Genomic DNA, 15,165 nt, shown 5'->3' on the forward strand with positions numbered 1-15,165 from the left:
AAGCCACCGTGCTTAAATAAACAAAATATGATGCGCCACACATCCATTCTGATGAGTGGCGCATTGGCTTAAAAGCCTAATCGGATGGAGAGTTTAAAGTTTCGTCCCTGGCCTAATGTGTAACCTTTGTACGTATCCAGGAAATCAACATACGCCGTGTCAAATAGGTTCTCTACAGATGCACTCAACTGCAGTTTTTGTTTATCAAGCCTAAACTCTGATTGGTAGCGTAAATCCCATAAAGCGTAAGCTTGGGTAGAGGCTCTACCGAATGGCATATTATCATATTGTGAAAAGGGTTCATATGAGCCAACCGCATCCTTGCTGGCCGCAAGTTTTAAACCTAAACTCACTTTTTGCTTTTGCAGACCTACAAAATCCACGGGCTGATAGTGTACATTCACCCGCAGGTTATTCGCGGGCATTAAAGGCAAATATTGATGATTTTGAGTGTCGACACCCTCTATTAATTCTAATGCAAAATCAGTTGACCAGGCCTGGTCAATTTGCTGCTTTAAACTGAATTCAAAACCACGAATCATTGCATCGGTTTGTTGTGTTTTCATTTCAGGGATCAGGTTACCTGATTCTGAAACTCGTTCACGACCTGTATTGGCCAAGTAGATGTAGTGATCAATCCAGTTCTGGTAAACCGTGGCCGCCATTTGCGTTTTAGACGTTTGCCACCTTAATGAAAGGTCGGTATTCAATGCCGTTTCCGCTTTCAGATCAGGATTACCGATTTGATAGGCTTGCACTCCGCTATGTTCACCGCCTGCATATAACTCAAAAATCGTCGGCGCTCTAAAACCACGTGCGACATTGGCCGCTAGACTCCATTGGGGATCTAAACGGTAGGTTGCTCCCAGCGAGCCGGTCATAACTTCAAATTCACGCTGGTTATTACGCTCGTTAAACAGACCTAAATCGACAAAGTGCTGATTGTTTCCCCCCAAAGGGACTTGTGTCGTATGCCAATCGTAACGCGTGCCAAACTGTACAAGCCACTTGCCATAATCCGCCTCTTCAAACAGATAGAGGGCACGTTTAGACACGTCAGCCGTAGGCGTTAAGTGTCCTGAACGCAATACTTGCGTTTTTTCAGTGGTTTCAAGGCCTATTTCTCCCTGAAAACCGCCAATTTCAGGATGCTCTAAAGCCAGTTTAATATCATCGCGATTGACCAATAAATCTAAATAGCCTTCGGTGCCTTTGTCCTGAGCCATGGTTTCATAAGGCAAATCATGCGAGGCTTCACGCGCGTTACGCGTATGTGTCCAAGTCGGTTTTAAAACCCAGTCATTGCCTAACTCAAACTCTGTTTTTAGCTGAGTCTCGTCATTTTGCAATTTTTGTCCAGAGGCTAAAGCTTCAAATTGTCCATTCACCTCTTCGACACCCAAATAGTTTTGCTTAGATCGCCATTGCGTATGACGCAACTCAACCATCCCCCAATCTGTTTGATAACCGACTCCAATATTGGCCGATTGATTATCAAAATTAGTAAACGGCACTTTACCCACAAATAACGGTTGGTCATTAGGCGCCCCTCCTAGCGACGCAGGGTTGGCTATCGAAACATTCGGTACCGTAAAATCACTGCCCGTGCGTTTTACCACTCCAGCCGTCAAGCCAAACTGTTCGGAGCCAACACCCACCTTCGCGCCCAACATAGTCTCTTGGTTGTTGCTCTTATATTCGGTGGCGATCTCCCCTTGCACCGATTGATTATAGGGAATGGGAGCTTGAATGAGATTGACCACGCCACCGAGCGCCTCTGAACCATAGAGCACGCTTTGTGGACCACGAATCACCTCTATCGACTCGGCCAAGTAACTGTCCGTATTCGGTAAATGTCTCGTGCCATAAGCTTGATAATCTGTACTTTGACCATTCGAAAGAACTTTGACCCGATTGCCTGTTAAGCCGCGAATCACAGGTTTACCCGATTGCGCTCCCGCAGACATATTATTCACGCCTGGAATGGCTTCAAGGACTTGTCCTAAAGAGCCGCTATCACGAACTAATTTATCGCTCGCGGTTAAACGGTCAATCTGTGAAGGCACTTCAAATGCTTGATGGTCATGAACGGGAGAAGCTGAAATGGTCACTTCAGATAGAGTTGTTATTGTGTCTGTCTCTGCATTGGCTTTTGAAAAGCCAGAGAGTGACACACTGACGAAAAAAATCGTCAGCACTGCTTTATTTAATCGCATGCTAAATCCTAATTATTATAATTTGTAAGGTAAAAAACAACTAATAATTAGGCTAAAGGTGGGGCTCTGCTGTAGGTGTAAGGTTGATAGACGGAATTATAAACTGAAACCAGCGTACTATTGGGTGACAGAAGAGGTGGCGGCACGTTGAGTTGGGCCGAATAAGGCTCAATATCATCAATGGGTTGCGCTAAGTGGTCAAACAGGTCACAACTGACCGTGTGTTCATGGAAAGGGTGAGTTTCAGCATGCCATAGTCCAACCGTTTGAGCTAAAACAAACAGTAAAATAAAAGGTGCTGTCCACTTAAGATTTAAGTGCGACACATCAAATAGTGACATAGAGCGAAGATTCATGGACGGAATTATAAACCAACTTTCGCGTAAAATGAGGCTATTTCGCACCCTTACTAAGCACGCGTCCTTCCAATCAGACCCATCAAACTTAAGTCTATTTTAGGCTGTTTTTATTAAGTATTAATCCTCTACCTGTATATAATCATTCCAACAGACTTAAAAAATACTTTTCACTGAATTTTATAGGGCGATCTCATCCATGGCAAATTCTCCACTCGCGGGCAAAAAAGCCCCTTACTCCCTGTTAGAAAATATTCCTCTTTTAATGACAGACTATTACACTCACAAACCCGATGTCAGCAACCCTGATCAAGCGGTCAGTTTTGGAACCTCTGGACATCGTGGTTGTTCGAGTAAAACCACCTTTAATGAAAACCATATTTCAGGGATTTGCCAGGCGATTGTTGAGTACCGTGATTTACAGAACACCAATGGTCCGTTGTATATCGGCATGGATACCCATGCACTGTCTGAAGCAGCGCATGCCACGGCGATTGAAGTCTTTGCCGCCAATAAGGTTCATGTCATTATTCAGTCGAATGGTCGCTACACACCTACCCCTGTGATTTCGCATGCCATCCTTACTTACAATAAAGGGCGCCAAACTGGTTTCGCCGATGGTGTGATTATTACTCCTTCGCACAACCCCCCACAGGACGGTGGCTTTAAATACAACTTACCCACGGGTGGCCCCGCGGATACCGATGCCACGTCATGGATTCAAGATCGTGCCAATGAGATTATTTTGGAAGGCTTGACTAAAGTAAAACGGTTATTGTTAACGCAAGCAATGGCTTCGGATTATGTCACCCCTACGGATTTAATCATGCCTTATGTTGAAAACCTGGATAAGGTCGTCAATATGCAAGCCATTAAAGACGCTGGCTTAACATTGGCGATCGATCCAATGGGCGGCGCAGCGGTTGATTATTGGCAACCTATTGCCGAGCTTTACGGTTTAAATTTAACGATTATCAACCCACGAGTTGACCCGACCTTTTCGTTTATGCATGTTGATAAAGATGGTAAAATTCGCATGGATTGTTCATCCTCTTACGCCATGGCAGGCCTGATTAAACTGAAAGACAACTATGACTTGGCGTTTGGTAATGATCCAGATGTCGATCGTCACGGCATCGTCACCAAATCGGTTGGCCTGATGAACCCTAACCACTATTTAGCCGTGGTTATCCAATATCTATTTACACATCGTCCGGACTGGCCGAACAAGGCCGCCGTTGGCAAAACAGTCGTGTCTAGCTCTATGATTGACCGTGTTGCGAAAGCCAATCATCTAAATTTGTCAGAAGTACCAGTGGGTTTTAAATGGTTTGTCGATGGTTTGCAAAACGGGACACTTGGATTTGGCGGTGAGGAGTCTGCAGGCGCGTCTTTCTTACGCTTTGATGGTAGCCCCTGGAGTACCGATAAAGACGGCATTATCCTTAATTTACTCGCCGCAGAAATGATGGCCGTCACCGGCAAAGATCCTGGCGTGTTGTATCAAGAACTCACAGCACAGTTTGGCGATCCTATTTACAGTCGCATTGATGCGCCAGCCAACCGTGCGGAGAAAGCCATTTTAAGCACGCTTTCGTCCGAGATGGTCAAAGCGAATAGCTTAGCGGGCGAACCCATTACGGCTAAATTGACACATGCCCCCGGTAATGGCGCGTCGATTGGCGGTCTCAAAATCACGACCGAAAACGGTTGGTTTGCGGCCCGTCCTTCGGGCACTGAAGAGATTTATAAAATCTATGCTGAAAGCTTTAAAGGCCAGGCACATTTGGATCAAATTCTTGAAGAAGCCAAAGCCATTGTCGCAGATGCTCTCCAGTAACCAGACCTGGTAGGAACAGTTCAATGACCTTGACAAAACACCCCTCTCAAACCAAGCAAAAAGTTACTACTGTCTCTTTAGTGTTAGGCAGTGGCGGTGCACGTGGTATGGCGCACATTGGCATTATTCGTTGGTTGGAAGCACACAACTACCAGATAAAATCAATCTCTGGCAGCTCCATAGGTGCGTTGATTGGCGGCATTTATGCCGCCGGCAAACTTGATGAATGTGAAACCTGGTTTAAAGAGTTGAGCAATACCGATATCATTGCACTCAGTGACATTGCATGGAACCGCAGTGGTCTCATTAAAGGCGACAAACTCGTCAACGCCTTTAGAAATCTAATAGGCAATCCTAACATTGAAGACCTGAACATTCCCTTTACCGCCGTCGCGACTGATATTGAAAATGAGAAGGAGATCTGGCTACAAAAAGGTTCACTACTCGATGCTATGCGTGCCTCGACAGCCCTGCCGATGGTATTCACTCCCGTCTACACAGATGGCTTAACACTGGTAGATGGTGGGGTACTCAACCCTGTGCCCATAGCGCCCACCTTCGGGCAAACCAACGATTTAATCATAGCGGTCAATCTTGGTGGCAAACCTAAAGTAGCTGAACTGCCAGTCGTCCCCATAGAAACAGACCTCAATGAGGATTCTTGGTTAAATCATGTTACCGCTTTATTCGATTCTCTGTTCGCTCGATTCAGCGATGAAACATCTGAGACTGAACCCACCTTAAATTGGGATATGATTGATATCAGCAACAAAGCTTTTGATAGTATGCAAAGCAGTATCGCGCGCCAACAACTTGCCGCTTATCCACCCGACATCATCATTGAAATCCCCCGCGATGCTTGTGGCATGCTGGAGTTCAACAAAATCAATGAGATGATTGAGCTTGGCTATCGAACGGCCGAAAACACCCTCGGCTAATGATGCCAACATCTAAAAGAACGACACGGTGTGACACGCCCTATTAACGTTACACCTTTGCCACGAAAAGATCGCTTGCATTCCTGACACAAACTCTCGAAAATAACCCACAAAATTGGCCACATAGACTATCGCCTCACAGAGGTTATTTATAGATATTCTGCCGCTATTAATCATAAAAGGATTTCCCTCCATGCCTAAAGTCAGTGAACTTAAAAAAGGCGACGTTGTTGATATCAATGGCGTTCCCCACATTCTTAAAACCTACGATGTTCGCAACCCCTCTTCACGTGGCGCATCAACCCTTTATAAAATGCGTTTTAACAATCTGAAAACTGGACAAAAAGTCGATGAAACGTTTAAAAGTGACGACATGATAAAAGAGATCGACTGCCCTAAAGTACAGGTCATGTTCTCCTATATCGATGGTGAAGATTATGTTTTCATGAACAATGAAGACTACAGCCAATATCTATTAAATACTGATGAATTAGAAGATGAGAAAAAATACCTTACCGAAGGACTCGGCGGTATTACTGCAATTTTATGGGATGACCAAATATTAGCCATCGAAATGCCAACGAACGTTGAATTAGAAATTGTTGAAACCAACCCTGGATCAAAGTCTTCTGGTGCAGGCCGAACCAAACCTGCCAAGCTATCAACGGGTTATGAGATTCAGGTACCTGAATTTATTGAACCGAATGAGATTGTGAAGGTTAGTACTTTGACCGGTAAGTTTTTATCTCGCGCTTAACACGCGTCCCGCGAAATTTTAATCACCAGAAGGCCAAATCACGATTTTTTAGAATGAATACTTGGCTCTTAGGGTTTGACCCTGCGCTCACATAACATTTTAAAGCCGCAGTACGTGCCAGGCCTGGTCATCTTTAAAAGCGTGGATTAATCCGCGCTTTTTTCGTTTAACAATGTCTCTATTTTCTGTAAATGCTGTTTGGCATCCCATTCGGTTGCACCAAACAACGCCAGGCGTACTTGCCCTTTTTTATCGATGAGATAACTGCTTGGATAAGCAAAGACTTTCCAATCTTTAACGGCAATAGCTGCTTCATCTAACAATACTGGAAAGTTGACAGGATGAGCTTTTAGAAAGGCCTCCACTTCGGTGGAATCTTCCCCCAAGTTCACAGCGAGTATTTCAAAATCTTGCTGTGCGTTTTTGTTTGCATAATGACTTTTTAAACGCGCCATTGAGGGCATCTCATGAACGCAAGGCGGACACCAACTTGCCCAGAAATTCAGTAACACTACTTTGCCTTTATAGTTCTCCAGACTGACCTTTTGACCCGTGGTACTCATGAGATTAAGCGGTCTGTTTTGTTCGCCTTTAAACGCCTGAAGTTCGACTGAGCGAGTATCTTCAACCGGCATAGAATCAGTTTGTTTGAGCGCTAAAGAGTGACGTTCAGTTGACAGATAGGGTAACTGCAAAGAGAGCATTCGACGTATTTTATCGGCTAATTGACTTGCTTGTTGCTGCTCAACCGGCAGCGCATCTGGACGAAAATAGAAGCGATCGCGGGTTTGGAGTTGCAGATGAATAAATACGTCACTGCCTGCCTTTTCTAAGGAATCTGCTAAAGTCATTACCCGCCAACGCCATGGCGACAGCTCGGCTTGCAGAATACTCACGGGTAAATTTAATGCGGCAACCTGCGGCCAATATTGAGCCTCTTCACCGGGCTGTGGGGTATTTAGGTACAGATTAGGATTAAGTAAAATCAATCCTAAATGGTTTTGGGGCGTTTTCTGGTAATCTTGCAAGCCACGCACAGCGAGTTGCCCTGCTTTATTGGCAGCCACAACCCATAAGGCGGTTATGCTTGCCTTGGGTTGGTTTATTTTGGTTTGCTCGGAGTCGATATTTATTGAGGTAACCTGTTCTTGTATCGCGCTTGTCTGAGCTAACCCAATTAGCTGTGAAAGCCACTCTGTCGGTATTTCGTCGACCGCACTGGGTGTCGGCGATAAAAACAGCGGTTCATAGAGATCGACAAACCAACTCTCGATGCCATAACGTGCCAATTGCTCAGCCAGTTTCTTTTCGGCAGATAAGACACCGTATTCGGAAGGCAACCACAGCAAACGGGCTTGTATTACTGGTACCGATTTAAGCTCTCGAACGGGAATCAGTTTTTGTAAATTGAGTCTCGTATCATTTAACTCAATGGAGGCCTCATGCCAACTCCAAAGCACCTTCTCTTGCTGAACAGCATCCGGTTGAATAATTGGTTTTTCTTGTGCATGCAATACATTAGAAACACATACCAATGATAGCGCCCACAACGTTACCAGGCCTGGTTTAATCCAAATTTTACCGAAAAAAACAACCACGTTTAGCATTCTTCTAAAATCCTCAACCATTTGATTCTAAAAAGTTTAATAAACTTTGTAAAACGTTAAACAGAATTGCGTATTTAAATACCGACTAAGTCTAAGAGTAGACCACAAACCTATACCGCTGTATACGAAAATTAAGCATGGGAATGTATGTTAAGCACGCATTTGAGCAGTAAAAAATTTAAAGGCCGACTCAGCATCTATTTTAAACCCTGCATCACCGTGATCATTGGATTGCTTTACCTTGCCTAATCTTAGGCAATACAGGCTAAAAGTTCGTTTACGGCATAAAATAACACTCACTTTATAAACGATAAAAACAAAGGTCTTAACCTGCTAAGCATAGTAGAGCCTTAGACCTGCCAGGTTTTAATTAAAATAAAAACATCCACCGCTCAAAACATTCATTAAATTCTCTTATAAAACAACATTATTATTAACCTAGTGGGTTTAATCTCTTTTAGATTAAAATAAAGGTTCAAATCATTCTTGTCCATAATTATCAAGGGAGAATAAACATGAACCACCATAAGTTTCTGCCCATCTGCATTATTGCCTTCATGGTGAGCGGTACGGCTTTCGCCCAAACAGCTGAACCCAAGTTTAAGGTCAATATCACTCAAGACATTGGCTCCATAACCGTACAACACCAAGGCAAACCCGTCACTATCCAGCGTAATCAAAATACCCAGAACAAAATCATTGATGACTATGCGTTGACTTCAAGAGAGTGCCCGCCCTTTTGCGTACAACCTATACAGCTATTACCTGGGGTACATACCATTGGTGAGATTGAGATGATTGGCTTTTTACAACGTGTTGCAAAGGGTGACAAGGGTCTATTGATTATTGATTCTAGAACGCCTGATTGGGTGGCTAAAGGCACCATCCCCAGTGCGGTCAATATTCCCTGGACACAACTTTACCGTAAAGCCTCAAACTACGAACCGATTGTGGTTGAAAGCATTTTAACGGATCGTTTTGGGGCAACGATTGAAGATAATATCTGGGATTTTTCTAAAGCCAAAGAGTTGGTATTGTTCTGCAATGGCCCTTGGTGTGGCCAATCGCCGACTAATATCAAAGCGCTGGTGAGCATGGGTTATCCTGCCCATAAAACCCATTGGTATCGGGGCGGTATGCAGGCATGGAATTCATTAGGCTTGACGACAGTCAAGTGATCAAGCACTACCGAGATTAAACGCTTATAACGACAACTTATGCTTTACTGAGAACATCAAGTTGTAAGCGTTGACGATCATCAAACAATCGGCGACTGGCAATCTCGATCGCGATGAGAGTCCCTAACCCGGTAGACGTGGCAATCAACAACATAATCATAATTTGATACTTTACCGCCTCGGCCGGATCTGCTCCGGCTAAGATCTGCCCCGTCATCATCCCAGGTAGAGAAATAATGCCTGCGGCGACCAACATATTAATCACAGGAATCATAGCGGCATGCAAACTTTGCTCTTTAATGAACTGCATAGATTGTTTAGCTGTTTTCCCCAGGGCGAGTTGTGCTTCAATTTTAGCCTTCAGTTGCACCGCGCTGCGTGTCAGCGTATCTAATCCGACCCCGATCGATGTCATACTGTTCCCCAATAACATGCCTAGCAAAGGGATAAGATATTGCGGCTGATACCAAGGCTCTGGCTGAATCACAAAGACCAATACACCAATCAACAGCATTAACGAGGTAAACGACAAGGCAAGCAATCCTATCCACACACCATGGAACTTATTCAAGCGGTACTGCTGTCGTTTTGAGATTTCATAGCCCGCAGCGCTGAGCATCACGAGGCCAACTAGGACTACCCATAACACATTCTCTGCATAGAAAACCCAACTCAGCCAAACACCCATAAAGAGCAATTGAGCTGCCATTCTAAGGGTCGCCCACCACAACTGTTTGACCTGACTAAAGCCATTTAACCAAAGCACTCCACCGAGCAGAAACACCAAAAAAGAGAGGGTCAATAGATCCCAATAACTGATTAAAATCATACTAAATATCCTAACGTTTGCCAGCTGTTTAAAACGACCAGGCCTGGTCTTAATTTCGGTAAGTTCACTTATTTAAGACCAACTGTAATTCAGGATGGGCCAAACGTTGATGTTGCTGGACGTCATGCGAAATCCATAAAATAGCTCGAGCAGCGCCCTTATTTTGCAGTGCGGATGAAGTTTGCTCTGATTGCGAAAGAGGTGTTTGAATATAGTGCTGTAAAAAGATCTCTACTTTCAGGGTGCTTTCAGGGTCGAGGTTGGCCGTAATCTCATCCAACAATAGGACTTTGGGATTAAACGCTAAACCTCTTAACAGAGCCAAACGTTGCTTCTCACCACTGGAACAACTGTCTGGATGTTTCTGCAAGATACTTTGCTCTAAACCCAAGGCCTCTAACTGCTGAGAACTCGGATTCTCTACAAAATGTTCCATAATCGTGTCTAACCACCAAGCCGTTTCAGCGGCAAAATACATCACCTGTTGGCGCCACTGCTCCGCACAAACATCCGCTTGCGCTTGACCATTCAACCAGGCCTGGCCAGTATGTGGAATAAGGTCAGCGATGGCTTTCAGCAGTTGTGACTTGCCGGTACCCGAGATTCCTGACAATATCCACAGTTGACCTGCCTGAATCGTTAAGTCAACGGGTTTCAACACGCCTGTCGTTAATAACTTGCTCACCTTTAGCAATTCAACCGTAGTATTAGCAGAGTCGATAGTGGCACTTGCTGTCATGCATTTCGTTTTCATATCCGCGCTTACTTCTTTTGCAAATTAGCATAGGCGGTCACCAACCATTTAGAACCGGCATTTTTAAAATTAACATTGATACGAGCATGATCACCACTGCCTTCCGTGTCGACCACAGTCCCATCCCCAAACTTCTGGTGAAAAACGGCTTCGCCAGCACTGAAACCGGTTTCATTTTCTGCATCCAATGCCGCTTGCAAACTGGCATTCATTCCGGTGTTGTAACCCCCTGCTACCGTCGGTCTAACCGAACCCGATAGACGAACAAGATCCACACAATCGCTTGGAATTTCTTTAATAAACCGTGAAGGTTGTGGGTAGATTTCAGTGCCGTGTAAGCGGCGATGATTGGCAAAAGTAATCATCAACTGTTTTTCAGCTCGCGTTACACCTACATAAGCCAAGCGACGTTCTTCTTCTAAACTGGCGGGATCATCATGGGAACGTTGCGAAGGGAATAAACCCTCTTCAACGCCAATCATAAACACCAATGGAAACTCCAACCCTTTAGCAGCATGAATCGTCATTAATTGCACCGCTGACTCCCACTCATCGGCTTGCTTCTCACCCGCTTCTAGCGCGGCTTGTGCCAAAAAGTCAGCCAATGGATTGTCATATTGCGGAGTGTGTAACAAAGTACCATCTTGTTGCGCGATGGCATCGACACCATCGGTTATCACTTGGCTTTCTGTGGGTAGGCCTTCTGCGGTGGTTTGTGATTGCATTTGTTTAAACTGACCTGCCGCATTAATCAACTCATCAATGTTTTCTAGACGGCCTTTACCTTGCTCTGAACTGTCTTTTTCAAAATGGGCTTGCAGACCCGAGCGCGAGACGACCTTTAACATCTGATCTTCTAAAGCGAGACCTAAAGTGGCTTCCGTTAAACTTTCAATGAGCCCCAAAAAATTGGCAATTGATGTTTTAGCGCGTGCCGTTAAACCCTGCTCAACCAATTGCTCAGCGGCTTGCCATAATGGAATTTGATTATGTTTGGCAACTTCTCGAATACTCTCCGCTGTTTTTTGACCAATACCACGTGGCGGATGGTTATAGGCACGTTCAAAAGCAGCATCATCATCACGGTTAATCAACAGACGCAGGTAACTCAATATATCTTTGATTTCCGCGCGGTCATAAAATCGTAAGCCGCCATAAACGCGATAAGGAATTTGTGCCTGCATCAGGGCTTGCTCCATGACACGAGACTGGGCATTGGAGCGATATAAAACGGCCGCTTCATTGCGTGAACCACCCTGTTCACACCAAGCCTCAACCTGTCCACAAACATAACGTGCTTCATCGTATTCATTAAAGGCTTCATAGACTTTAATCAACTCGCCATCTTCACCATCAGACCATAACTGTTTACCCATACGAGTGGTATTATGGGCAATCAAGGCATTGGCGGCTTTTAAAATGGTGCCCGTCGAACGATAGTTTTGCTCGAGACGCACCAGTTTGACATTCGCAAAGTCCTCTTCAAACTGACGGATATTTTCAACCTTAGCACCGCGCCAGCCATAGATAGATTGATCATCATCACCGACCACAAACAATTTACCTGAACCTCCAGCTAACACACGTAACCAGGCATATTGCAAGCTATTGGTATCTTGAAACTCGTCGACCAATATATGTTTATAACGCGCTTGATAATGCGCTAATACTTGCGGGTTTTTCAGCCATAACTCATGAGCTCTTAATAATAACTCGGCAAAATCCACCAGGCCTGAGCGCTGACATTGCTCTTCATAGGCTTGGTAAACTTGCACCATCTTACCGACAAAAGGGTTATGCCCTATGTCAATATGATGCGGACGTCGGCCTTCTTCTTTCTCGCCATTAATAAAGGCTTGAATTTGCTTGTGTGGCCACTGATTCTCATCCAACTCCATCGCTTTCAACAGACGTTTAATGACCCGTTTTTGATCATCCGAATCTAAAATCTGGAAACTTTGTGGTAAACCCACTTCTTGGTGATGCTGGCGTAATAGTCGATAAGCAATGCCATGGAAGGTCCCCATGGTTAAGCCACCAGCCTGTTGGCCTATCAATGATTCAATACGGCCGCGCATTTCACTCGACGCCTTATTCGTAAAGGTGACGGCGAGTACATTATAAGGTGAGAATCCCATGACCTGGGTTAACCAGGCAATACGATGCACCAAGACCCGAGTTTTACCACTGCCTGCCCCGGCTAAAATCAGGGCGTGCGTATTCTCGGCGGTAATTGCCTCACGTTGCGCGTCGTTTAAATCATTTAATATATAAGAAATATCCATGGGGTTCCAAAACGGTTCAATGTATTCAGTGCTATTATTAGCACAATGAAAAGTCGGTAAACTTAAGTTAAGTTTAATGAGATGCAGATTTTATCGCAATTTAAGGTCACTCACTTGACCATTGTTGAATGGGTTCTGTAATTCAAGTAATTTTTACCGCTTCTCAGCACGGCAAGAGCCCGATAGCAGGTCATAAAATCGATAACAAAATTTAAAAAATGGATTATCTTAACGGTTTCTTCACACACTAGGGCCAAACCACCCCCCCTTTTTTATATAAAAAACCTTGCATTACTCTATTTGTTCATGTAATAATTGCAAATAATCAAAATTCATTGATTCAATTGAATGGCTTTAAAATCTAAAAATTACCAGCCTATTCATCATCAGAAACATCCCTAAACGAATCTAAACCGGCCTCTTTTCACGCTTTGAAACAGAACGTGTAAATTGAGCATGAGTGCATTCTTTAGAAGTATAAACAACTAGAAACACAGAAAATTTCAGGAGAAATTATGATTTCAACAAGCGATGCTAATTTTGAAACAGAAGTTCTACAATCAGATATTCCAGTCCTAGTCGACTTTTGGGCTGAATGGTGTGGACCTTGTAAAATGATAGCCCAAATTTTAGATGATGCAGCAACCGAATACGAAGGTAAAGTGAAAGTTGCCAAACTCAATATTGATGAAAACCCAGCAACGCCGCCTAAATATGGTGTTCGTGGCATTCCAACATTAATGTTATTCAAAAATGGTGAAGTTGATGCAACCCATGTAGGTGCACTGTCTAAATCGCAATTGAATACATTTTTAGACGGCAACCTTTAGGTTGCTCCCCCTAAGCCAGCAATAAACGCTTAGGGGAATGACCGTCCATCCTTTCGAAATTCTTACGAATCCAAAATTATTTAGACTCTCTCTTTTTAAAGAGACTGACCCTAAACCAAAGATCCTTAATACAATCCTACAGATACCCAAAAAACTATGCATTTATTAGACTTAAAAAAACAATCCGCTGCTTCTCTACTTGATTTAGCAGCGACCATGGGGCTGGATCATCTAGCTCGCTTACGTAAACAAGATATTATTTTTGCTATTTTAAAAGCGCACTCGAAAAAGGGTGAGGACATCTTTGGTGAAGGTGCATTAGAAATTCTGCCAGATGGCTTTGGATTTTTACGCTCTGCCGATGGCTCCTATTTGGCTGGCCCGGATGACCTCTATGTCTCTCCTAGCCAAATTCGTCGTTTTGGATTACGTAAAGGTGACACAATTCAAGGCAAGATTCGCCCACCAAAAGAAGGCGAGCGTTATTTTGCACTGTTAAAAGTTGAAACCATCAACTATGAAGACCCTGCCATTGCAAGTAAGAAAATTGCTTTTGAAAACTTAACGCCCCTGCATCCTACTGAACGCTTAACCATGGAAATTGGTAATGGTAGTACCGAAGATATCGCACCGCGTATCATCGATATTGCGGCACCGTTTGGTAAAGGTCAGCGTGGATTGATTGTGGCGCCGCCAAAATCAGGTAAAACGGTTATTTTGCAGCAGATGGCACAGTCTATCGCTGAGAATCACCCTGATGCTTATTTGATTGTATTATTGATTGATGAGCGCCCAGAAGAAGTGACCGAAATGCAGCGCACGGTTAAAGGTGAAGTTATTTCTTCTACCTTTGATGAGCCAGCGACCCGCCATGTACAGGTTGCCGAGATGGTGATTGAGAAAGCTAAGCGTTTAGTGGAACATAAGACGGATGTCATCATTCTGCTCGATTCAATTACTCGTTTAGCGCGTGCTTACAACACGGTTGTCCCTTCTTCCGGGAAGATCTTAACGGGTGGTGTGGATGCCAATGCATTACACCGTCCGAAGCGTTTCTTTGGTGCGGCACGTAACATCGAAGAAGGCGGCTCTTTAACCATTATTGCTACGGCCTTGGTTGAAACCGGCTCTAAGATGGATGAAGTCATCTTTGAAGAGTTCAAAGGGACCGGTAATATGGAACTTCACCTTTCTCGTAGTATTGCAGAAAAACGAGTCTTCCCTGCGATCAACATCACTAAGTCAGGTACTCGTAAAGAGGAATTACTGACGACATCCGATGAGCTCCAAAATATTTGGATTCTACGCCGTTTCTTACAAACGTTAAATGAAGTCGATGCAATCGAAACGTTAATTGATCAAATGAAAGTGTCTAAAACAAATGCCGTTTTATTTGAGTCCATGAAACGCTAAAAAACAACCATTTAAAGCCCACCTAGGTCTTTAAACCTAAAACTAGGCAGGAGATTATTTCAGTAAACTCCTGCATTTAGAATCACCTTAATTACAAAAGAACTTGCATTTACTATTTATGTGAATATAATGCTTTTCTTTTACAGAATTAACTAATTAATT

General features: G+C 43.9%; 12 protein-coding genes. 6 read left to right on the plus strand and 6 right to left on the minus strand.

The genetic code is table 11. From position 1 onward, the window contains the following. Positions 1 to 68 precede the first annotated feature (68 nt). Complete coding sequence (locus F612_RS0108700) at positions 69 to 2,216, minus strand: TonB-dependent receptor (RefSeq protein WP_019557379.1); 2,148 nt, start codon at positions 2,214 to 2,216, stop codon at positions 69 to 71. A 47-nt stretch (positions 2,217 to 2,263) separates the two neighbouring features. Next, positions 2,264 to 2,572 carry a hypothetical protein gene (locus tag F612_RS0108705; RefSeq protein ID WP_211209492.1) on the minus strand — a complete coding sequence of 103 codons (309 nt, stop codon included), beginning with the start codon at positions 2,570 to 2,572 and terminating at the stop codon, positions 2,264 to 2,266. Positions 2,573 to 2,771: 199 nt separating this feature from the next. Here F612_RS0108705 and pgm point away from each other — a divergent pair, with 199 nt between their 5' ends. From pgm to efpL, 3 genes are all read left to right on the plus strand, one after another. Continuing rightward, positions 2,772 to 4,412 carry a phosphoglucomutase (alpha-D-glucose-1,6-bisphosphate-dependent) gene (pgm, locus tag F612_RS0108710; protein WP_019557381.1) on the plus strand — a complete coding sequence of 547 codons (1,641 nt, stop codon included), beginning with the start codon at positions 2,772 to 2,774 and terminating at the stop codon, positions 4,410 to 4,412. A 23-nt stretch (positions 4,413 to 4,435) separates the two neighbouring features. After that, the gene (locus tag F612_RS0108715) at positions 4,436 to 5,350 is read left to right on the plus strand and encodes a patatin-like phospholipase family protein (RefSeq protein ID WP_019557382.1); all 915 of its coding nucleotides are present in this window, start codon (positions 4,436 to 4,438) and stop codon (positions 5,348 to 5,350) included. 193 nt (positions 5,351 to 5,543) lie between these two features. Further along, positions 5,544 to 6,107, plus strand: a complete 564-nt coding sequence (gene efpL / locus F612_RS0108720; RefSeq protein WP_019557383.1) for an elongation factor P-like protein EfpL — start codon at positions 5,544 to 5,546, stop codon at positions 6,105 to 6,107. Positions 6,108 to 6,253: 146 nt separating this feature from the next. Here the strand turns inward: efpL and F612_RS12485 are convergent, their stop codons facing one another. Beyond that, complete coding sequence (locus F612_RS12485; protein WP_019557384.1) at positions 6,254 to 7,714, minus strand: TlpA disulfide reductase family protein; 1,461 nt, start codon at positions 7,712 to 7,714, stop codon at positions 6,254 to 6,256. Between the two features lie 515 nt (positions 7,715 to 8,229). Between F612_RS12485 and F612_RS0108730 the strand changes: the two genes are divergently transcribed. Then, the gene (locus tag F612_RS0108730) at positions 8,230 to 8,892 is read left to right on the plus strand and encodes a rhodanese-like domain-containing protein (protein WP_019557385.1); all 663 of its coding nucleotides are present in this window, start codon (positions 8,230 to 8,232) and stop codon (positions 8,890 to 8,892) included. 37 nt (positions 8,893 to 8,929) lie between these two features. On the opposite strand, the gene F612_RS0108735 is transcribed toward F612_RS0108730, so the two are convergent. From F612_RS0108735 to uvrD, 3 genes are all read right to left on the minus strand, one after another. Then, positions 8,930 to 9,721 carry an ABC transporter permease gene (locus tag F612_RS0108735; protein ID WP_019557386.1) on the minus strand — a complete coding sequence of 264 codons (792 nt, stop codon included), beginning with the start codon at positions 9,719 to 9,721 and terminating at the stop codon, positions 8,930 to 8,932. A gap of 64 nt (positions 9,722 to 9,785) precedes the next feature. Then, a complete protein-coding gene (locus F612_RS0108740) occupies positions 9,786 to 10,475 on the minus strand; it encodes an ABC transporter ATP-binding protein (protein ID WP_019557387.1) in 690 nt (229 codons plus the stop codon). Between the two features lie 8 nt (positions 10,476 to 10,483). Beyond that, positions 10,484 to 12,760 (minus strand): DNA helicase II, encoded by a 2,277-nt coding sequence (gene uvrD, locus F612_RS0108745; RefSeq protein ID WP_019557388.1) that lies wholly within the window; start codon positions 12,758 to 12,760, stop codon positions 10,484 to 10,486. A 515-nt stretch (positions 12,761 to 13,275) separates the two neighbouring features. Here uvrD and trxA point away from each other — a divergent pair. Together trxA and rho are read left to right on the plus strand one after the other, a co-directional pair. Further along, complete coding sequence (gene trxA, locus F612_RS0108750; RefSeq protein WP_019557389.1) at positions 13,276 to 13,590, plus strand: thioredoxin TrxA; 315 nt, start codon at positions 13,276 to 13,278, stop codon at positions 13,588 to 13,590. A 156-nt stretch (positions 13,591 to 13,746) separates the two neighbouring features. Then, positions 13,747 to 15,003: a transcription termination factor Rho gene (gene rho / locus F612_RS0108755; protein WP_019557390.1), complete on the plus strand. Its 1,257-nt coding sequence runs from the start codon at positions 13,747 to 13,749 to the stop codon at positions 15,001 to 15,003. The last annotated feature ends 162 nt before the right edge of the window (positions 15,004 to 15,165 follow it).

The sequence above is a fragment of the Thiomicrorhabdus arctica DSM 13458 genome, assembly GCF_000381085.1.
GTDB classification, from domain to species: Bacteria; Pseudomonadota; Gammaproteobacteria; order Thiomicrospirales; family Thiomicrospiraceae; genus Thiomicrorhabdus; species Thiomicrorhabdus arctica.